The following is a 19,542-nucleotide window of genomic DNA, read 5'->3' on the forward strand; positions in this document are numbered from 1 at the left end:
ACGAGCAGGCCCAGGCCTGCACAACGAGCCCCGCGCCTGCGCGGGGCTCTTTCTCGTTCTCAGGGCCTCGCGCCCGGTCTCGTCACGACGAGGCCGCGGAGCCGGTGGTACCACCACCGGAAGGATTGCCATGGCGAGGCCGGACAAGGCAGCCGCAGTCGCAGAGCTCACGGACCAGTTCCGCGAGTCGAACGCGGCCGTGCTGACCGAGTACCGCGGGCTCACCGTCGCGCAGCTCAAGCAGCTGCGTCGGTCGCTCAGCGGCAACGCAACCTACGCCGTGGTGAAGAACACGCTGACCGCCATCGCGGCCAAGGAAGCCGGTGTCGAGATCGACGCCGACTTCAAGGGCCCGTCGGCCATCGCCTTCGTGACCGGTGACCCGGTCGAGGCAGCCAAGGGTCTGCGTGACTTCGCCAAGGCGAACCCCGCGCTGGTCATCAAGGGCGGTGTCCTCGACGGGCGCTCCCTGACCGCAGCGGAGATCACCAAGCTCGCGGACCTCGAGTCCCGCGAGGTCCTGCTGGCCAAGCTGGCCGGCGCGTTCAAGGCGTCGCTCTACCAGGCGGCGTACCTCTTCACCGCGCCCACGGCTCAGGCCGCGCGCACCATCGATGCCCTGCGCCTGAAGCAGGAATCGGAGAGCGTCGCCGCCTGACCTCCCTCGGGAGACCAGGTAGCACGCACACACCCCCTCTGCTTCCAGCAGGGCCCTGACGGGGCCGCTGCAGAGCACCAACCGAAAGGAACGCCATCATGGCGAAGCTCAGCACCGAAGAGCTCATCGAGCAGTTCAAGGGCCTCACCCTCATCGAGCTCTCCGAGTTCGTCAAGGTCTTCGAGGAGACCTTCGAGGTCACCGCCGCGGCGCCCGTCGCCGCTGCCGCTCCTGCCGCTGCCGGCGGTGGCGCTGCCGCCGAGGCCGAGGAGGAGAAGACGGAGTTCGACGTCATCCTCGAGGCCGCCGGTGACAAGAAGATCCAGGTCATCAAGGAGGTGCGTGCCCTCACGAGCCTCGGCCTGAAGGAGGCCAAGGACCTCGTCGACGGCGCCCCCAAGCCCGTTCTCGAGGGTGCTGCCAAGGACGCTGCCGAGAAGGCCAAGGCCGCTCTCGAGGGCGCCGGCGCTACCGTCACCGTCAAGTGACACCCCCGGTCCCGCGCTGACGGGACCGGACGCAGGACCGCGCGAGGCCCGCACCCGTCACGGGTGCGGGCCTCGCCGCGTCCACGGGGCGCGGGCTTCACGGATCGGGCCCGCGTGTGCCACCATGGCCGGTGTCGACGACGAGGTCGACAGCACGGGCGGAGCAGCCCGTGCGAGCCGAGCACCGGGTGCGCGGACGCCCAGCGCGACCGTCCGGTGGTGGCGCGCGGACCCGACTGGACGTGGGCGCGCGCGAGGGCTATGCTAACGCTTTGCGCTGTCTTGTGCCCACGATCTCAGATACCCGAGCCCCCCGACGACGTACGTGCGCGTCCGTTCGGTCGGCTCGAGGCGGGGGATCGTGCCCAGCCCGACGGTGCTGCGTGCTTTTCGATCTGCAGGGAAGGACCCCTCTTGGCTGCCTCGCGCATCCCTTCTGCTCCGTCCGCCGACGCTATCGCGAACCGCACCGCTTCCCGGCGCGTCTCCTTCGCCAAGATCTACGAACCGCTCGAGGTCCCCGATCTTCTCGGGCTCCAGACCGACAGCTTCGACTGGTTGCTGGGTAACGCCTCGTGGCGTGCGCGTGTGGACGCGGCCAACGCCGCCGGACGCCAGGACGTCCCCGCGACGTCCGGCCTCGAGGAGATCTTCGAGGAGATCTCCCCGATCGAGGACTTCGGATCCTCGATGTCGCTCTCCTTCTCCAACCACCGCTTCGAGCCGCCGAAGTACACGGCCGAGGAGTGCAAGGAGAAGGACTTCACCTACGCCGCGCCGCTGTTCGTCACCGCGGAGTTCGTGAACTACACCACCGGTGAGATCAAGAGCCAGACGGTCTTCATGGGCGACTTCCCGCTCATGACCGCTCGCGGCACGTTCATCATCAACGGCACCGAGCGTGTCGTCGTCTCGCAGCTCGTCCGCTCGCCGGGCGTCTACTTCGAGCGCACCGCCGACAAGACGAGCGACAAGGACATCTTCTCCGCGAAGATCATCCCCTCGCGCGGCGCCTGGCTCGAGTTCGAGATCGACAAGCGCGACGCCGTCGGCGTGCGCGTCGACCGCAAGCGCAAGCAGTCCGTCACGGTGCTGCTCAAGGCCCTCGGCCTGACCGAGTCGGAGATCCGCGAGGAGTTCGCGGCGTACCCCGCGGTCCTCGACACGCTCGAGAAGGACCACGTGCACACGGCGGAGGAGGCGCTCGTCGACCTCTACCGCAAGATCCGTCCCGGTGAGCCGCCGACGGTCGAGGCCGGCCGCTCGCTGCTCGAGAACTTCTACTTCAACCCCAAGCGCTACGACCTCGCGAAGGTCGGCCGCTACAAGGTGAACAAGAAGCTCGGCATCGACGCGCCGCTGACCGACTCCACGCTGTCCGTCTCCGACATCGTCGCGACGATCAAGCACATGGCCGCGCTGCACGCCGACCACTCGACGATGCCCGGCAAGCGCAACGGCGAGGACATCGAGGTGCGTGTCGAGACCGACGACATCGACCACTTCGGCAACCGTCGTATCCGCGCCGTGGGCGAGCTCATCCAGAACCAGGTCCGCACGGGCCTGTCCCGGATGGAGCGCGTCGTGCGCGAGCGCATGACGACGCAGGACGTCGAGGCCATCACGCCGCAGACGCTGATCAACATCCGCCCCGTGGTGGCGTCGATCCGTGAGTTCTTCGGTACCTCGCAGCTCTCGCAGTTCATGGACCAGAACAACCCGCTCGCCGGCCTGACGCACAAGCGTCGTCTGTCCGCGCTGGGCCCGGGTGGTCTGTCCCGTGACCGCGCCGGCATGGAGGTCCGTGACGTCCACCCGTCGCACTACGGCCGCATGTGCCCGATCGAGACCCCGGAAGGCCCGAACATCGGCCTCATCGGCTCGCTCGCGTCCTACGGGCGGATCAACCCGTTCGGCTTCATCGAGACGCCGTACCGCAAGGTCACCGGCGGCAAGGTCACCGACGAGGTCGTCTACCTGACGGCCGACGACGAGGACCGCTACATCATCGCGCAGGCCAACCAGAGCCTGAACGCCGACGGTGCCTTCACCGACGAGCGCGTCCTCGTGCGCACCAAGGGCGGCGAGGTCGAGATCGTCCCCGGCGCGAACGTCGACTACATGGACGTCTCGCCCCGTCAGATGGTCTCCGTCGCGACCGCGCTCATCCCGTTCCTCGAGCACGACGACGCCAACCGTGCGCTCATGGGCGCCAACATGCAGCGCCAGGCCGTGCCGCTGGTGCGCTCCGAGGCTCCGCTCGTCGGGACCGGCATGGAGCGTCGTGCGGCCGTCGACGCCGGTGACGTCATCGTCGCGACCAAGCCCGGCGTCGTCACCGAGGTCTCCGCGGACCTCATCCTCGTGGCCAACGACGACGGCACGACCGGCAGCTACCGCGCCGCGAAGTTCCGCCGCTCCAACCAGGGCACGAGCTACAACCAGCGTGTGCTGGTCGACGAGGGCCAGCGCATCGAGGTCGGCTCCGTCCTCGCCGACGGCCCTGCCACGGACGAGGGCGAGCTCGCGCTCGGCCGCAACCTGCTCGTGGCCTTCATGTCGTGGGAGGGGCACAACTACGAGGACGCGATCATCCTCAGCCAGCGTCTCGTCCAGGACGACGTGCTCTCCTCCATCCACATCGAGGAGCACGAGGTCGACGCGCGCGACACCAAGCTCGGCCCCGAGGAGATCACGCGGGACATCCCGAACGTCTCCGAGGAGGTCCTCGCGGACCTCGACGAGCGCGGCATCATCCGCATCGGTGCCGAGGTCGGCGCCGGCGACGTGCTCGTCGGCAAGGTCACGCCCAAGGGCGAGACCGAGCTCACCCCGGAGGAGCGCCTGCTGCGCGCCATCTTCGGCGAGAAGGCCCGTGAGGTCCGTGACACGTCGCTCAAGGTGCCCCACGGCGAGTCCGGGACGGTCATCGGCGTCCGCGAGTTCAACCGGGAGGACGGCGACGAGCTGCCCGCCGGCGTGAACCAGCTGGTCCGCGTGTACATCGCCCAGCGCCGCAAGATCACCGACGGTGACAAGCTCGCCGGTCGCCACGGCAACAAGGGCGTCATCTCGAAGATCCTGCCCGTCGAGGACATGCCGTTCCTCGAGGACGGGACGCCGGTCGACGTCGTGCTCAACCCGCTCGGCGTCCCCGGCCGGATGAACGTCGGCCAGGTCCTCGAGACGCACCTCGGGTGGGTCGCGAAGCAGGGCTGGGACATCTCGCTCGCCGAGGACACCGTGGGCAAGAACGGCAAGTCCTGGAAGGCGAACGTCCCTGACATCGCGGCGACGTCCGAGCCTGGACGGCCGGTCGGTACCCCGGTGTTCGACGGTCTGCAGGAGGACGCGCTCAGCGGTCTGCTCGGTACGACGCTCCCGAACCGTGACGGCGTGCGGACCGTGGGCCCCGACGGCAAGGCGCGTCTCTTCGACGGCCGCTCCGGCGAGCCGTTCCCCGAGGCCGTGTCCGTGGGCTACATGTACATCCTCAAGCTCCACCACCTCGTCGACGACAAGATCCACGCGCGCTCGACCGGCCCGTACTCGATGATCACGCAGCAGCCGCTGGGTGGTAAGGCGCAGTTCGGCGGTCAGCGCTTCGGTGAGATGGAGGTCTGGGCGCTCGAGGCGTACGGCGCCGCGTACACGCTCCAGGAGCTCCTCACGATCAAGTCGGACGACGTCCCCGGGCGTGTGAAGGTCTACGAGGCCATCGTCAAGGGCGAGAACATCCCCGACTCGGGCATCCCCGAGTCGTTCAAGGTGCTCCTCAAGGAGATGCAGTCGCTGTGCCTGAACGTCGAGGTGCTCTCCAGCGACGGTGTCTCCATCGAGATGCGGGAGTCCGACGACGAGGTCTACCGCGCCGCGGAAGAGCTCGGGATCGACCTGTCCCGTCGCCCCAACGCAGCCTCCAGCATCGACGAGATCTGATCTCGGGCGCTGCGGTGGTGCCGGACCAGCCGTCGGACCCCTCCGGGTCCGCGGCCCCGGCACCACCGTCACCGACCGACACCTGACACACCCCATCTCCACCGTGCCGACACCGCGCCACCTCTCGGAGCCACTCCGGACGGACGGCGCGACCGGCAGACGAAGGAAGTAGGACACCTTGCTCGACGTCAATGTCTTCGACGAGCTGCGTATCGGCCTGGCCACGGCCGACGACATCCGTGCCTGGTCGCACGGCGAGGTCAAGAAGCCCGAGACCATCAACTACCGCACCCTCAAGCCGGAGAAGGACGGGCTCTTCTGCGAGAAGATCTTCGGCCCCACCCGGGACTGGGAGTGCTACTGCGGCAAGTACAAGCGTGTGCGCTTCAAGGGCATCATCTGCGAGCGCTGCGGCGTCGAGGTGACGCGCTCGAAGGTCCGTCGTGAGCGCATGGGCCACATCGAGCTCGCCGCGCCCGTCACGCACATCTGGTTCTTCAAGGGTGTGCCCTCGCGTCTGGGCTACCTGCTGGACCTCGCCCCGAAGGACCTGGAGAAGGTCATCTACTTCGCGGCGTACATGATCACGTCGGTCGACGTCGACGGTCGCCAGGAAGACCTCCCGAACCTCCAGAACGAGATCGACCTGGAGAAGAAGGAGATCACCGACCGCCGCGACAACGACATCAACGCCCGCGCCCAGAAGCTCGAGGCGGACCTCGCCGCGCTCGAGGCCGAGGGTGCCAAGGCTGACGCGCGCCGCAAGGTGCGCGACTCCGCCGAGCGCGAGATGGCGTCCCTGCGCAAGCGCTCCGACGCCGAGCTCGACCGCCTCGAGCAGGTCTGGGACCGTTTCAAGAACCTCAAGGTCGCGGACCTCGAGGGCGACGAGATGCTGTACCGCGCCCTCCAGGACCGCTACGGCAACTACTTCGAGGGCTCGATGGGCGCCGCCGCGATCCAGAAGCGCCTCGAGACGTTCGACCTCGACGCCGAGGCCGAGTCGCTGCGAGAGACCATCCGCAGCGGCAAGGGTCAGCGCAAGACCCGTGCGCTCAAGCGCCTCAAGGTCGTCAACGCGTTCCTCACGACGACGAACTCGCCGACCGGCATGGTGCTCGACGCCGTCCCGGTCATCCCGCCGGACCTGCGCCCCATGGTGCAGCTCGACGGTGGGCGGTTCGCGACGAGCGACCTGAACGACCTGTACCGCCGCGTGATCAACCGGAACAACCGCCTCAAGCGTCTGCTCGACCTGGGTGCTCCGGAGATCATCGTCAACAACGAGAAGCGGATGCTCCAGGAGGCCGTGGACTCGCTCTTCGACAACGGTCGACGTGGTCGTCCGGTCACGGGCCCCGGCAACCGCCCGCTGAAGTCCATCTCCGACATGCTCAAGGGCAAGCAGGGGCGGTTCCGTCAGAACCTCCTCGGCAAGCGCGTCGACTACTCGGGCCGTTCGGTCATCGTGGTCGGCCCGCAGCTCAAGCTGCACCAGTGCGGCCTGCCGAAGCAGATGGCGCTCGAGCTCTTCAAGCCTTTCGTCATGAAGCGGCTCGTGGACCTCAACCACGCGCAGAACATCAAGAGCGCCAAGCGGATGGTCGAGCGTGCGCGCCCGGTCGTGTGGGACGTCCTCGAAGAGGTCATCACCGAGCACCCCGTGCTGCTCAACCGTGCACCGACCCTGCACCGCCTCGGCATCCAGGCCTTCGAGCCCCAGCTGGTCGAGGGCAAGGCGATCCACCTGCACCCGCTCGTCTGCGCCGCGTTCAACGCGGACTTCGACGGCGACCAGATGGCCGTCCACCTGCCGCTCTCCGCCGAGGCCCAGGCCGAGGCGCGCATCCTCATGCTCTCGAGCAACAACATCCTCAAGCCGTCGGACGGCCGTCCGGTGACCATGCCTTCGCAGGACATGATCATCGGTCTGCACCACCTGACCAGCGACAGGGCTGAGGCCGAGGGCTCCGGCCGCTCCTTCAGCTCGGTCTCCGAGGCCATCATGGCCTTCGACCAGGGCTCGCTGGACCTGAACGCCGAGATCACGATCCGGCTCACGGACCTCGTGCCGCCGGTGTCGGGCTTCGAGGCGCCCGAGGGCTGGGAGCAGGGTCAGCCGATCCTCTTCCCGACGACGCTCGGTCGCGCGCTGTTCAACGAGACGCTGCCCGTCGACTACCCGTACATCAACGGTGTGGTGGACAAGAAGCAGCTCTCCGCGATCGTCAACGAGCTCGCCGAGAAGTACCCGAAGGTCGAGGTCGCGGCGTCGCTCGACGCGCTGAAGGAGGCCGGCTTCCACTGGGCCACCCGCTCGGGTGTCACCATCGCGATCTCCGACGTGGCGACCCCGATCGAGAAGGCCGCCATCCTCGAGGAGCACGAGGCGCGCGCGCTCAAGGTGCAGCAGCAGTACGAGCGTGGTCTGATCACGGACGACGAGCGTCGCCAGGAGCTCATCGAGATCTGGACCCAGGCCACCGACAAGGTCGCCACGGTGATGAAGGACAACTTCCCCGAGCGCAACACGGTCTACCGGATGGTCGGCTCGGGCGCGCGTGGTAACTGGATGCAGGTCCGTCAGATCGCCGGTATGCGCGGTCTCGTGGCGAACCCGAAGGGCGAGATCATCCCTCGCCCGATCAAGTCCAACTACCGCGAGGGCCTGTCCGTCCTCGAGTACTTCATCGCGACGCACGGTGCCCGCAAGGGTCTGGCCGACACCGCGCTGCGTACCGCCGACTCGGGGTACCTGACTCGTCGTCTGGTGGACGTCTCGCAGGACGTCATCATCCGCGAGGAGGACTGCGGCACGGAGCGCGGTCTGACGCTGCCGGTCGCCGAGCAGCTCGGCGACCGTCTCGTGCGGCACGCGAAGGTCGAGACGAGCATCTACTCGCGGACCCTCGCGCTGGACGTCAAGGACGCCGACGGCAACGTCGTCGCGAAGGCCGGGGAAGACGCCGGTGACGTGGCGATCGACGCGGTCATCGGCGCGGGTGTCATGGAGGTCAAGGTCCGCTCGGTCCTGACCTGCGAGTCTCGGGTCGGCACGTGCGCGAAGTGCTACGGGCGCTCGCTCGCGACGGGCAAGCTCGTCGACATCGGCGAGGCCGTCGGCATCATCTCGGCGCAGTCGATCGGTGAGCCGGGCACGCAGCTGACGATGCGTACCTTCCACACCGGTGGTGTGGCCTCCGCGGACGACATCACGCAGGGTCTGCCCCGTGTCACGGAGCTCTTCGAGGCGCGGACGCCCAAGGGTGAGGCGCCGATCGCGGAGTTCTCCGGGCGCATCACCATCGACGAGTCCGAGCGGACGCGTCGCCTGGTGCTCACGCCGGACGACGGCTCCGAGGAGATCGCCTACCCGGTGACGAAGCGTTCGCGCCTCCTCGTCGCGGACGGTGACCACGTCTCGGTCGGTACCCAGCTCGTGCAGGGTGCGGTGGACCCGAAGAAGGTCCTGCGCATCCTCGGCCCCCGTGCCACGCAGAAGCACCTGGTGGACGAGGTCCAGGAGGTCTACCGCTCCCAGGGTGTGGACATCCACGACAAGCACATCGAGGTCATCGTGCGGCAGATGCTGCGCCGCGTGACCGTGCTGGACTCCGGCGACGCCCACCTCCTGCCGGGTGAGCTGGCCGAGCGCGGCCGGTTCGAGGACCTCAACCGTCGCGCGGTGGCGGAGGGTGGCCAGCCGGCCTCCGGCCGTCCCGAGCTGATGGGTATCACGAAGGCGTCGCTCGCGACCGACTCGTGGCTCTCGGCGGCCTCCTTCCAGGAGACGACGCGCGTGCTGACCGAGGCCGCGATGAGCGGACGGCGCGACCCGCTGCTCGGCCTCAAGGAGAATGTCATCCTCGGTAAGCTCATCCCCGCCGGCACGGGCCTGCCCCGCTACGGCAACGTGGACGTCGAGCCGACCGAGCAGGCCAAGACGGAGCTCTACCCGAGCTTCGGCTACGACGAGATCGACTTCCCGGCCCTCGGTATGGGCTCCGGAGAGGCGATCCCGCTCGAGGACCTGGACTTCGGCGACTACCGCTGATGTCTGCGGGGTGCCCGGCGACCTGTCGGGCACCCCGCACCTCCCTGCATCGTGACCGTCTTTGACTGCCCGCCCGGTGGCGGGTAGTCTTGCAACTCGTGCCCGCGCCGTCGGGCCCTCTGTGATGTTTTCCAGTGGGCCGATGTGAGTGCGCGGGCATTCCGGACCTGATCGACCTTCGCGGGCGGACAGAGCTGGACCATCGAGCCGGTGGTACGTGGCGATTGCGGCGCTTGACGCGCCGCAGGTGCCGCATGCGATCGGCGCCTGAAGCCCGAAGACCACAGCCGGGGGCTCCCCGGCACCGCTCGAGAAGACACGGAGACGTAGTGCCTACGATCCAGCAGCTCGTCCGCAAGGGGCGGACCTCGAAGGTCGGGAAGTCCAAGACTCCCGCCCTCAAGGGTTCCCCGCAGCGGCGCGGTGTGTGCACGCGCGTGTACACCACCACCCCCAAGAAGCCGAACTCGGCGCTCCGCAAGGTCGCGCGTGTCAAGCTCTCCTCCCAGGTCGAGGTCACCGCGTACATCCCCGGTGTCGGCCACAACCTCCAGGAGCACTCCATCGTGCTCGTGCGCGGCGGTCGTGTGAAGGACCTCCCCGGTGTGCGGTACAAGATCGTGCGCGGTGCGCTCGACACCCAGGGTGTCAAGAACCGCAAGCAGGCCCGCAGCCGCTACGGCGCCAAGAAGGAGAAGAGCTAATGCCTCGCAAGGGCCCCGCCCCGAAGCGGCCGCTCATCGTCGACCCCGTCTACGGGTCGCCGGTCGTCACGCAGCTCATCAACAAGGTCCTCATGGACGGCAAGAAGTCGACCGCCGAGGCGATCGTCTACGGCGCCCTCGAGGGTGTCCGCTCGAAGACCGACGGTGACCCCGTCGTCGTCCTCAAGCGCGCTCTGGAGAACGTGCGCCCCGCGCTCGAGGTCCGCTCCCGCCGCGTCGGTGGCGCGACCTACCAGGTGCCTGTCGAGGTCCGCCCCGTGCGCTCCACGACGCTCGCGCTGCGCTGGCTCACGGACTACTCGCGCGCCCGCCGCGAGAAGACGATGACCGAGCGTCTGATGAACGAGATCCTCGACGCGAGCAACGGTCTCGGCGCCGCGGTCAAGCGCCGCGAGGACATGCACAAGATGGCCGAGTCCAACAAGGCCTTCGCGCACTACCGCTGGTAGTCCGACCGACCGGCCCTGGGGTGACACCCCGGGGCCGTCGGCGGGTCCGGCCGGCTTGTCGGTAGAAGCAGCGCCCCCGTCTCAACCCCACACAAGAGGGAAGTACACCGTGGCACTTGACGTGCTGACCGACCTGAACAAGGTCCGCAACATCGGCATCATGGCCCACATCGATGCCGGGAAGACCACGACCACCGAGCGCATCCTGTTCTACACAGGTGTGAACTACAAGATCGGTGAGACGCACGACGGCGCGTCGACGATGGACTGGATGGAGCAGGAGCAGGAGCGCGGCATCACCATCACGTCCGCCGCGACGACGTGCTACTGGAAGAACAACCAGATCAACATCATCGACACCCCGGGCCACGTGGACTTCACGGTCGAGGTCGAGCGCTCCCTGCGCGTGCTCGACGGCGCCGTTGCCGTCTTCGACGGCAAGGAGGGTGTGGAGCCCCAGTCCGAGACGGTGTGGCGCCAGGCGGACAAGTACAACGTCCCCCGCATCTGCTTCGTCAACAAGATGGACAAGCTCGGCGCTGACTTCTACTTCACCGTCGACACGATCATCAACCGCCTCAAGGCGAAGCCGCTGGTCATCCAGCTGCCGATCGGCTCCGAGAACGACTTCACCGGCGTCGTCGACCTCATCGAGGAGAAGGCGCTCGTCTGGCGCGGCGAGACCAAGCTCGGCGAGGCCTACGAGACCGAGGAGATCCCCGCGGACCTCGTCGAGAAGGCCGCGCAGTACCGCGCGGACCTCATCGAGGCCGTCGCCGAGGCCAACGAGGAGCTGCTCGAGAAGTACCTCGGTGGCGAAGAGCCGACGATCGCCGAGATCAAGGCCGGCATCCGCGAGCTCGTGATCCGTGGCGAGGCGTTCCCCGTCCTGTGCGGCTCCGCCTTCAAAAACAAGGGCGTCCAGCCCATGCTCGACGCGGTCATCGACTACCTGCCGACGCCGCTCGACGTGCCTGCCATCGAGGGCCTCGACGTCAAGGACGAGACGGTCGTCGTGGAGCGACACCCGGACGCGACCGAGCCGTTCGCCGCGCTCGCCTTCAAGGTCGCCACCCACCCGTTCTTCGGGAAGCTGACCTACGTCCGCGTCTACTCGGGCAAGGTTTCGCAGGGCGCCCAGGTGCTCAACTCGACCAAGGGCAAGAAGGAGCGCATCGGGAAGCTCTTCCAGATGCACTCCAACAAGGAGAACCCGGTCGAGGACGCGTCGGCGGGTCACATCTACGCGTTCATCGGTCTGAAGGACGTCACCACCGGTGACACCCTCTGCGACCTCGCGAACCCGGTGATCCTCGAGTCGATGAGCTTCCCCGAGCCCGTCATCGACGTCGCGATCGAGCCCAAGACCAAGGCGGACCAGGAGAAGCTCTCCACGGCGATCCAGAAGCTCGCCGAGGAGGACCCGACGTTCCGCGTGAAGCTGGACGAGGAGACCGGCCAGACCGTCATCGGCGGCATGGGCGAGCTCCACCTCGACATCCTCGTCGACCGCATGCGTCGCGAGTTCCGCGTCGAGGCGAACGTCGGCAAGCCGCAGGTCGCCTACCGCGAGACGATCCGTCGCAAGACGGAGAAGATCGACTACACGCACAAGAAGCAGACCGGTGGTTCCGGGCAGTTCGCCAAGGTCCAGGTGACCTTCGAGCCGCTCGACACCTCCGAGGGCGAGCTCTACGAGTTCGTCAACTCGGTGACCGGTGGCCGTATCCCGCGCGAGTACATCCCGAGCGTCGACCAGGGCATCCAGTCGGCCATGCAGCTCGGTGTCCTCGCCGGCTTCCCGCTCGTTGGCGTGAAGGCGACACTGCTGGACGGTGCGTACCACGACGTCGACTCGTCGGAGATGGCGTTCAAGATTGCTGGCTCGATGGTCCTCAAGGAGGGCGTCAAGCGGGCAGACCCGGTTCTGCTGGAGCCGGTGATGGCGGTCGAGGTGCGTACGCCCGAGGAGTACATGGGCGACGTCATCGGTGACCTGAACTCACGTCGTGGAATGATCCAGTCCATGGAGGACGCGACGGGTGTGAAGGTCGTCCGGGCCCAAGTACCGTTGTCAGAGATGTTCGGCTACATCGGAGACCTCCGGTCCAAGACCCAGGGTCGTGCGGTGTACTCGATGCAGTTCGACAGCTACTCCGAGGTCCCTCGGAACGTTGCCGAAGAGATCATCAAGAAGACCCGGGGCGAGTAAGTCCCACAGGTCGAAGACCTGCTCAACCATCAACCTGTAGGAAACCGCAACGCCCCGCAGATGTAGGCTCTTCTGGTCAACAACTGCCATCGTTCGGCACATCTACCCAAGTCCCAGGAGGACCCCAGTGGCGAAGGCCAAGTTCGAGCGGACCAAGCCGCACGTCAACATCGGTACCATCGGTCACGTCGACCACGGTAAGACGACGCTGACGGCAGCGATCTCGAAGACGCTCGCGGACACGTACCCGGACCTGCCGGCGAACGTGCAGCGCAACTTCGACGAGATCGACGCGGCGCCCGAGGAGAAGCAGCGCGGTATCACGATCAACATCGCGCACATCGAGTACGAGACGCCCAAGCGTCACTACGCTCACGTCGACGCTCCCGGGCACGCCGACTACATCAAGAACATGATCACCGGTGCCGCACAGATGGACGGCGCGATCCTCGTGGTCGCGGCGACCGACGGCCCGATGGCGCAGACGCGTGAGCACGTCCTGCTCGCCCGCCAGGTGGGCGTTCCCTACCTGCTGGTCGCGCTGAACAAGTCCGACATGGTCGACGACGAGGAGATCCTCGAGCTCGTCGAGATGGAGGTGCGTGAGCTCCTCTCCGGTCAGGGCTACGACGGCGACGACGCTCCCGTCGTGCGCGTCTCGGGCCTCAAGGCGCTCGAGGGCGACCCTGCGTGGACCTCGAAGATCGTCGAGCTCATGGAGGCCGTGGACGAGAACGTCCCCGAGCCGGTCCGCGAGCTGGACAAGCCGTTCCTCATGCCTGTCGAGGACGTCTTCACGATCACCGGTCGTGGCACGGTCGTCACGGGCAAGGTCGAGCGTGGCACGCTCGACCTGAACTCGGACGTCGAGATCGTCGGCATCCGCTCCCCGCAGAAGACCACGGTCACGGGCATCGAGACGTTCCACAAGCAGATGGACCAGGCGCAGGCCGGCGACAACACCGGTCTCCTCCTGCGTGGCATCAAGCGCGAGGACGTCGAGCGCGGCCAGGTCGTCGTGAAGCCGGGTTCGATCACGCCGCACACCGACTTCGAGGCTCAGGTCTACATCCTGGGCAAGGACGAGGGTGGGCGTCACAACCCGTTCTACTCGAACTACCGTCCGCAGTTCTACTTCCGCACCACGGACGTCACCGGCGTCATCACGCTGCCCGAGGGCACCGAGATGGTGATGCCCGGCGACAACACCGAGATGACGGTCGCGCTGATCCAGCCGATCGCCATGGAAGAGGGCCTCGGCTTCGCCATCCGTGAGGGTGGCCGTACGGTCGGCTCGGGCCGCGTCACCAAGATCCTCAAGTGATCTGACGCGTCACGTGCTGCACCGCTGAGCAGCCGGTCACGAGGGCCCGGGCACCGCGAGGTGCCCGGGCCCTCGTGCCGTGGCAGGCGGCGTGCCGGGCAGTCCGGTCCGCTGGTCCGCACGGCCGGCCAGCGGCTGGCAGAGGGTGGGCCAGCGGTGCGGAAGAGGGTGGTCGCTCCCGCGATTAGCCTTCTGCGCATCCGTGTGGCAAACTGTTCAGGTTGCCTGTTACGGGCGCGTTCTTTCATGTGTCGAACAGTGTGTTGAACCGCTTCTCGAGATCCTCGCGATCCGTCGAGATGCGTTCCCCGGACTCACCGGGGTTCTGCGGGTTGAGCTCTCTGTCGACATGGATCGAGCGCCCTGCGGAACACACGTTCCACATCACAGGCTCGACAACGTTGTGTATCGGTGCTGAGGCGTCGGGTACGGGCACTCCGCCCGACGCGCGAGCTCTGGTTCACATATCCAACGGCCCCGCACCGTTCCTGGTGTGCGCGCTCAGGTATGTCGCTCTAGGCGACACGCCCGAACGCGGGGGTCGGACAGCTAGCGGTTCGAGAGAGAGAGTCAGACGACGCCATGGCGGGACAGAAGATCCGCATCCGGCTCAAGTCCTACGACCACGAGGTGATCGACAGCTCGGCGCGAAAGATCGTCGACACTGTCACCCGCGCTGGTGCGACGGTCGTGGGTCCGGTGCCGCTGCCGACGGAGAAGAACGTCTTCTGCGTCATCCGGTCGCCTCACAAGTACAAGGACAGCCGCGAGCACTTCGAGATGCGCACGCACAAGCGGCTTATCGACATCATCGATCCCACGCCGAAGGCCGTCGACTCGCTCATGCGACTCGACCTGCCTGCCGACGTGAACATCGAGATCAAGCTCTGAGGCTGGAGGACATCATGACTACCCCCCAGCAGAACGCCCGGCCGGTTACGGCCGTGCTCGGCACCAAGCTCGGGATGACACAGGTCTGGGACGAGGCCGGGCGCCTCGTGCCCGTCACCGTCGTCGCGGTGGGCACCAACGTGGTGACCCAGGTCCGCACCCAGGACGCTGACGGCTACGCCGCGGTCCAGCTGGCCTACGGCCAGATCGACCCGCGCAAGGTCACGAAGCCGCTCAAGGGGCACTTCGAGAAGGCCGGCGTCACGCCGCGCCGTCACGTCGCCGAGGTGCGCACCACCGATGCTGGCGAGTTCGCGCTCGGCCAGGAGATCACGGCGGAGGCCTTCGAGGCCGGCACCACGGTCGACATCACGGGGACCACCAAGGGCAAGGGCACCGCCGGTGTCATGAAGCGTCACGGCTTCTCCGGCGTGGGCGCCTCGCACGGTTCGCACCGCAACCACCGCAAGCCCGGCTCGATCGGTGGGGCTTCGACCCCGTCGCGCGTCTTCAAGGGCATGCGGATGGCAGGTCGGATGGGCAATGTCCGTCAGACCACCCAGAACCTGACCGTCCACGCGGTCGACGTCGAGAAGGGCCTGCTGCTCGTCAAGGGCGCAGTTCCCGGCTCCAAGGGTGGCGTCGTCCTCGTGCGTAGCGCCGCGAAGGGAGCGTGAGCCTGATGGCCGCTCAGACCGTTGACGTGCTGAACCCCCAGGGCAAGAAGACCGGCACCGCCGAGCTTCCTGCCGAGGTGTTCGACGTCGAGACGAACGTCCCGCTGATCCACCAGGTCGTCGTCGCCCAGCGTGCAGCTGCACGTCAGGGCACCCATGACACCAAGTCCCGTGGCGAAGTCCGCGGTGGTGGCAAGAAGCCTTACAAGCAGAAGGGCACGGGCCGCGCCCGTCAGGGCTCGATCCGCGCGCCGCAGTTCGCCGGCGGTGGCACGGTCCACGGCCCGACGCCGCGCAGCTACGACCAGCGCACCCCGAAGAAGATGAAGGCTGCTGCCCTGCGCGGTGCCCTCTCCGACCGGGCCCGCAACGGTCGTGTGCACGTGGTGACCGGCTTCGGCGTCGACGGCCTGCCGTCGACGAGCACCGCCGTCACGACCCTCGCGCTCCTCTCGCCCCGCAAGCACGTCCTCGTGGTCGTGGAGCGTGGCGACGAGCTGACCGTGAAGTCGCTCCGCAACGTCGAGCAGGTTCACCTGCTCGTCGCGGACCAGCTCAACACCTACGACGTCCTCATCTCGGACGACGTGGTCTTCACGCAGGGCGCGCTCGACGCGTTCCTGGCCGGTCCGGCAACGGGCTCGTCCGCCAAGGCCGTGGCTACCGAGGCCGAAGCGGCCGAGGTCGAGGCTGCCGACACCGAGGAGGCTGCGAAGTGAGCACCCCCACCAAGGACCCTCGCGACATCCTGCTCGCGCCGGTCGTCTCCGAGAAGAGCTATGGGCTCCTGGACGAGGGGAAGTACACCTTCCTCGTCGACCCGCGAGCCAACAAGACCGAGATCAAGATCGCCGTCGAGCAGATCTTCTCGGTCAAGGTTGCCTCCGTGAACACGATCAACCGCAAGGGCAAGACCCGGCGGACGCGTTTCGGGCTGGGCAAGCGCAAGGACACCAAGCGAGCGATCATCACCCTCCGCGAGGGCACGATCGACATCTTCGGCGGGCCGGTCGGCTGAGCCGGACGAGAGCAGATTGAGGACAGATCCCCATGGGAATCCGTAAGTACAAGCCGACGACGCCGGGCCGCCGCGGCGCGAGCGTTGCCGACTTCGTCGAGATCACGCGCTCGGAGCCGGAGAAGTCGCTGGTCCGCCCGCTCTCCAAGAGCGGTGGCCGCAACAGCACCGGTCGGATCACCACCCGTCACAAGGGTGGTGGACACAAGCGTGCCTACCGCGTCATCGACTTCCGTCGCCACGACAAGGACGGCGTGCCGGCCAAGGTCGCTCACATCGAGTACGACCCGAACCGCACCGCACGTATTGCGCTCCTGCACTACGCGGACGGCGAGAAGCGCTACATCATCGCGCCGAACAAGCTGAAGCAGGGCGACGTCATCGAGAACGGTGCCGGCGCCGACATCAAGCCCGGCAACAACCTGCCGCTGCGCAACATCCCGACCGGTACGGTCATCCACGCCATCGAGCTCAAGCCCGGTGGCGGCGCGAAGATCGCCCGTTCGGCTGGTGCGTCGGTGCAGCTCGTCGCCAAGGACGGCCCGTACGCCCAGCTGCGTATGCCCTCCGGCGAGATCCGCAACGTCGACCTGCGCTGCCGCGCGACGGTCGGCGAGGTGGGCAACGCCGAGCAGTCGAACATCAACTGGGGCAAGGCCGGCCGTATGCGCTGGAAGGGCAAGCGTCCCAGCGTCCGCGGTGTCGCGATGAACCCGATCGACCACCCTCACGGTGGTGGAGAAGGCAAGACCTCCGGTGGTCGTCACCCGGTGAGCCCCTGGGGCCAGCCGGAGGGTCGTACCCGCCGTCCCAACAAGCCGAGCGACAAGCTGATCGTGCGGCGCCGTCGTACTGGCAAGAAGCGCTGATAGGAGCCTGACAGATGCCACGCAGCCTGAAGAAGGGCCCCTTCGTCGACGACCACCTTCAGAAGAAGGTGGACGTGCAGAACGAGAAGGGGACCAAGAACGTCATCAAGACCTGGTCCCGTCGGTCGGTCATCACGCCCGACTTCCTCGGTCACACGTTTGCCGTGCACGACGGTCGCAAGCACACCCCGGTGTTCGTCACCGAGTCCATGGTCGGCCACAAGCTCGGTGAGTTCGCACCCACCCGGACCTTCCGCGGCCACGTGAAGGACGACAAGAAGGGCCGTCGCCGCTGACCCCCGGGTCAGCAGCGACGTGACCCCGACGGTCATAAGAGAGAAGAAGGCAGGACAGCAATGGAAGCCAAGGCGCAGGCGCGGTTCGTCCGTGTCACGCCCCAGAAGGCCCGGCGCGTCGTGGACCTCATCCGTGGCAAGCAGGCCGCTGAGGCAGTCGCGGTGCTGAAGTTCGCACCGCAGGCAGCGAGCGAGCCGATCCGCAAGGTCGTGGAGAGCGCGATCGCGAACGCCCGGGTGAAGGCCGACCGCGCGAGCGTGGCGTTCGAGGAGCAGGAGCTCTTCGTCGCCGAGGCGTTCGTCGATGAGGGTCCGACCCTCAAGCGTTTCCGCCCTCGCGCACAGGGGCGCGCGAGCCGGATCCTCAAGCGGACCAGCCACATCACCGTGGTGGTCGCTCCGCGCGAAGACACGAAGGGAAGGGCCCGATAGTGGGACAGAAGGTTCACCCGCACGGGTACCGTCTCGGCATCACCACCGACCACCGCTCGCGGTGGTTCGCCGACAGCACGAAGCCCGGACAGCGGTACCGCGACTACGTCCGTGAGGACGTGGCGATCCGCAAGCTCATGAGCACGGGTCTCGAGCGCGCCGGCATCTCCAAGGTCGAGATCGAGCGCACCCGTGACCGCGTCCGCGTGGACATCCACACGGCGCGCCCGGGCATCGTCATCGGCCGCCGCGGCGCCGAGGCAGACCGCATCCGCGGCGAGCTGGAGAAGCTCACCGGCAAGCAGGTGCAGCTCAACATCCTTGAGGTCAAGAACGCTGAGATCGATGCTCAGCTCGTGGCCCAGGGGATCGCCGAGCAGCTCGCGAGCCGTGTGTCGTTCCGTCGTGCGATGCGCAAGGGCATGCAGTCCGCCCAGCGCGCCGGGGCCAAGGGCATCCGTGTCCAGTGCTCCGGGCGTCTCGGCGGCGCCGAGATGAGCCGTTCGGAGTTCTACCGCGAGGGTCGTGTGCCGCTGCACACGCTCCGTGCGAACATCGACTACGGCTTCTACGAGGCCCGCACCACCTTCGGCCGTATCGGCGTCAAGGTGTGGATCTACAAGGGCGACATGACGGAGAAGGAGTTCGCCGCACAGCAGGCGACCGCCGCTCCTCGTCAGGGCCGTGGCGGCCCGCGCGGCGGCGAGCGCGGTGCGGACCGTCGTGGTGGTCGTCGCAACGAGCGTCCGGCCGAGCGATCGGCACCGTCGGAGGCGCCTGCCGCAGCCGCGGAGGCCCCCGCCGCCGAGAAGCCGGCTCCCGAGTCCGGAACGGAGGCCTGAGCGATGCTTATCCCGCGCAGGCTCAAGCACCGCAAGCAGCACCACCCGTCGCGCTCCGGCGCGGCGAAGGGTGGCACCCAGATCTCGTTCGGTGAGTACGGCATCCAGGCTCTCGAGCCCGCGTACGTCACGAACCGGCAGATCGAGGCTGCTCGTATCGCCATGACCCGCCACATCAAGCGTGGCGGAAAGGTCTGGATCAACATCTACCCGGACCGTCCGCTCACGAAGAAGCCTGCCGAGACCCGCATGGGTTCCGGTAAGGGTTCGCCGGAGTGGTGGATCGCCAACGTCAAGCCCGGCCGCATCATCTTCGAGCTGGCCGGTGTCCCGGAGCCCTTGGCTCGCGAGGCCATGCGCCGCGCGATCCACAAGCTCCCGATGAAGTGCCGTTTCGTGGTGCGCGAGGGTGGTGGCAACTGATGGCTATCGGAACCAAGGATCTGGCGCCGAGCGAGCTCGACAAGTTCGACGACGAGAAGCTCGTCGCCGAGCTGAAGAAGTCCAAGGAGGAGCTGTTCAACCTCCGTTTCCAGTCGGCCACCGGTCAGCTGGAGAGCCACGGTCGGCTCAAGGCCGTTCGTCGCGACATCGCACGGATCTACACGATCCTGCGTGAGCGCGAGCTCGGTATCCGTACGGCGCCGAGCGTGAGTGAGTGAGGCTGG

Annotated in this window: 18 protein-coding genes; all 18 read left to right on the forward strand. The window is 67.3% G+C overall.

The features are described from left to right. Nucleotides 1–130: 130 nt before the first annotated feature. The 18 genes from rplJ to rpmC all read left to right on the forward strand — a co-directional run bounded on the left by rplJ (nucleotide 131) and on the right by rpmC (nucleotide 19,536). The gene (rplJ, locus tag OHL10_RS02735) at nucleotides 131–658 is read left to right on the forward strand and encodes a 50S ribosomal protein L10 (RefSeq protein ID WP_265520622.1); all 528 of its coding nucleotides are present in this window, start codon (nucleotides 131–133) and stop codon (nucleotides 656–658) included. 98 nt (nucleotides 659–756) lie between these two features. Further along, complete coding sequence (gene rplL, locus OHL10_RS02740; RefSeq protein ID WP_265520623.1) at nucleotides 757–1,146, forward strand: 50S ribosomal protein L7/L12; 390 nt, start codon at nucleotides 757–759, stop codon at nucleotides 1,144–1,146. A gap of 414 nt (nucleotides 1,147–1,560) precedes the next feature. Then, the gene (rpoB, locus tag OHL10_RS02745; protein WP_265520624.1) at nucleotides 1,561–5,085 is read left to right on the forward strand and encodes a DNA-directed RNA polymerase subunit beta; all 3,525 of its coding nucleotides are present in this window, start codon (nucleotides 1,561–1,563) and stop codon (nucleotides 5,083–5,085) included. 178 nt (nucleotides 5,086–5,263) lie between these two features. Next, nucleotides 5,264–9,139, forward strand: coding sequence for a DNA-directed RNA polymerase subunit beta' (locus tag OHL10_RS02750; protein WP_265520625.1), 3,876 nt, complete (start codon nucleotides 5,264–5,266; stop codon nucleotides 9,137–9,139). A gap of 329 nt (nucleotides 9,140–9,468) precedes the next feature. Further along, nucleotides 9,469–9,843, forward strand: a complete 375-nt coding sequence (rpsL, locus tag OHL10_RS02755; protein WP_021479869.1) for a 30S ribosomal protein S12 — start codon at nucleotides 9,469–9,471, stop codon at nucleotides 9,841–9,843. Next, nucleotides 9,843–10,313 carry a 30S ribosomal protein S7 gene (gene rpsG / locus OHL10_RS02760; RefSeq protein ID WP_265520626.1) on the forward strand — a complete coding sequence of 157 codons (471 nt, stop codon included), beginning with the start codon at nucleotides 9,843–9,845 and terminating at the stop codon, nucleotides 10,311–10,313. Before rpsL ends, rpsG begins: the two co-directional genes overlap by 1 nt. Nucleotides 10,314–10,422: 109 nt before the next feature. Next, nucleotides 10,423–12,525 (forward strand): elongation factor G, encoded by a 2,103-nt coding sequence (gene fusA, locus OHL10_RS02765; protein ID WP_265520627.1) that lies wholly within the window; start codon nucleotides 10,423–10,425, stop codon nucleotides 12,523–12,525. A 127-nt stretch (nucleotides 12,526–12,652) separates the two neighbouring features. Continuing rightward, nucleotides 12,653–13,849, forward strand: coding sequence for an elongation factor Tu (gene tuf, locus OHL10_RS02770; protein ID WP_265520628.1), 1,197 nt, complete (start codon nucleotides 12,653–12,655; stop codon nucleotides 13,847–13,849). Between the two features lie 582 nt (nucleotides 13,850–14,431). Then, nucleotides 14,432–14,740: a 30S ribosomal protein S10 gene (rpsJ, locus tag OHL10_RS02775; protein ID WP_012867945.1), complete on the forward strand. Its 309-nt coding sequence runs from the start codon at nucleotides 14,432–14,434 to the stop codon at nucleotides 14,738–14,740. 14 nt (nucleotides 14,741–14,754) lie between these two features. Continuing rightward, nucleotides 14,755–15,417: a 50S ribosomal protein L3 gene (gene rplC, locus OHL10_RS02780; protein ID WP_265520629.1), complete on the forward strand. Its 663-nt coding sequence runs from the start codon at nucleotides 14,755–14,757 to the stop codon at nucleotides 15,415–15,417. 5 nt (nucleotides 15,418–15,422) lie between these two features. Continuing rightward, nucleotides 15,423–16,136, forward strand: coding sequence for a 50S ribosomal protein L4 (rplD, locus tag OHL10_RS02785; protein WP_265520630.1), 714 nt, complete (start codon nucleotides 15,423–15,425; stop codon nucleotides 16,134–16,136). Further along, complete coding sequence (rplW, locus tag OHL10_RS02790) at nucleotides 16,133–16,435, forward strand: 50S ribosomal protein L23 (protein ID WP_265520631.1); 303 nt, start codon at nucleotides 16,133–16,135, stop codon at nucleotides 16,433–16,435. The genes rplD and rplW overlap by 4 nt, the downstream gene beginning before the upstream one ends. A 32-nt stretch (nucleotides 16,436–16,467) precedes the next feature. Then, nucleotides 16,468–17,304, forward strand: a complete 837-nt coding sequence (rplB, locus tag OHL10_RS02795; protein WP_265520632.1) for a 50S ribosomal protein L2 — start codon at nucleotides 16,468–16,470, stop codon at nucleotides 17,302–17,304. A 14-nt stretch (nucleotides 17,305–17,318) separates the two neighbouring features. After that, the gene (rpsS, locus tag OHL10_RS02800) at nucleotides 17,319–17,600 is read left to right on the forward strand and encodes a 30S ribosomal protein S19 (protein WP_123307980.1); all 282 of its coding nucleotides are present in this window, start codon (nucleotides 17,319–17,321) and stop codon (nucleotides 17,598–17,600) included. A 60-nt stretch (nucleotides 17,601–17,660) separates the two neighbouring features. Further along, a complete protein-coding gene (gene rplV, locus OHL10_RS02805) occupies nucleotides 17,661–18,032 on the forward strand; it encodes a 50S ribosomal protein L22 (protein WP_265520633.1) in 372 nt (123 codons plus the stop codon). Beyond that, nucleotides 18,032–18,874 (forward strand): 30S ribosomal protein S3, encoded by an 843-nt coding sequence (gene rpsC / locus OHL10_RS02810; protein WP_265520634.1) that lies wholly within the window; start codon nucleotides 18,032–18,034, stop codon nucleotides 18,872–18,874. Before rplV ends, rpsC begins: the two co-directional genes overlap by 1 nt. A 3-nt stretch (nucleotides 18,875–18,877) precedes the next feature. Further along, on the forward strand, nucleotides 18,878–19,297 hold the full coding sequence (rplP, locus tag OHL10_RS02815) for a 50S ribosomal protein L16 (RefSeq protein WP_265520635.1): 420 nt from the start codon (nucleotides 18,878–18,880) through the stop codon (nucleotides 19,295–19,297). Beyond that, nucleotides 19,297–19,536 carry a 50S ribosomal protein L29 gene (rpmC, locus tag OHL10_RS02820; RefSeq protein ID WP_265520636.1) on the forward strand — a complete coding sequence of 80 codons (240 nt, stop codon included), beginning with the start codon at nucleotides 19,297–19,299 and terminating at the stop codon, nucleotides 19,534–19,536. Before rplP ends, rpmC begins: the two co-directional genes overlap by 1 nt. Nucleotides 19,537–19,542 lie beyond the last annotated feature (6 nt).

It is taken from the genome of Oerskovia flava, assembly GCF_026163685.1.
Taxonomy (GTDB): domain Bacteria; phylum Actinomycetota; class Actinomycetes; order Actinomycetales; family Cellulomonadaceae; genus Oerskovia_A; species Oerskovia_A flava.

Excerpts from the sequence above, each read along its gene's own strand:
- rplJ (WP_265520622.1), top strand. The coding sequence starts at position 131 with ATGGCGAGGCCGGACAAGGCAGCCGCAGTCGCAGAGCTCACGGACCAG.
- rplL (WP_265520623.1), top strand. The coding sequence starts at position 757 with ATGGCGAAGCTCAGCACCGAAGAGCTCATCGAGCAGTTCAAGGGCCTC.
- rpsG (WP_265520626.1), top strand. The coding sequence starts at position 9,843 with ATGCCTCGCAAGGGCCCCGCCCCGAAGCGGCCGCTCATCGTCGACCCC.
- rpsJ (WP_012867945.1), top strand. The coding sequence starts at position 14,432 with ATGGCGGGACAGAAGATCCGCATCCGGCTCAAGTCCTACGACCACGAG.
- rplC (WP_265520629.1), top strand. The coding sequence starts at position 14,755 with ATGACTACCCCCCAGCAGAACGCCCGGCCGGTTACGGCCGTGCTCGGC.
- rplD (WP_265520630.1), top strand. The coding sequence starts at position 15,423 with ATGGCCGCTCAGACCGTTGACGTGCTGAACCCCCAGGGCAAGAAGACC.
- rplB (WP_265520632.1), top strand. The coding sequence starts at position 16,468 with ATGGGAATCCGTAAGTACAAGCCGACGACGCCGGGCCGCCGCGGCGCG.
- rpsS (WP_123307980.1), top strand. The coding sequence starts at position 17,319 with ATGCCACGCAGCCTGAAGAAGGGCCCCTTCGTCGACGACCACCTTCAG.
- rplV (WP_265520633.1), top strand. The coding sequence starts at position 17,661 with ATGGAAGCCAAGGCGCAGGCGCGGTTCGTCCGTGTCACGCCCCAGAAG.
- rplP (WP_265520635.1), top strand. The coding sequence starts at position 18,878 with ATGCTTATCCCGCGCAGGCTCAAGCACCGCAAGCAGCACCACCCGTCG.
- rpmC (WP_265520636.1), top strand. The coding sequence starts at position 19,297 with ATGGCTATCGGAACCAAGGATCTGGCGCCGAGCGAGCTCGACAAGTTC.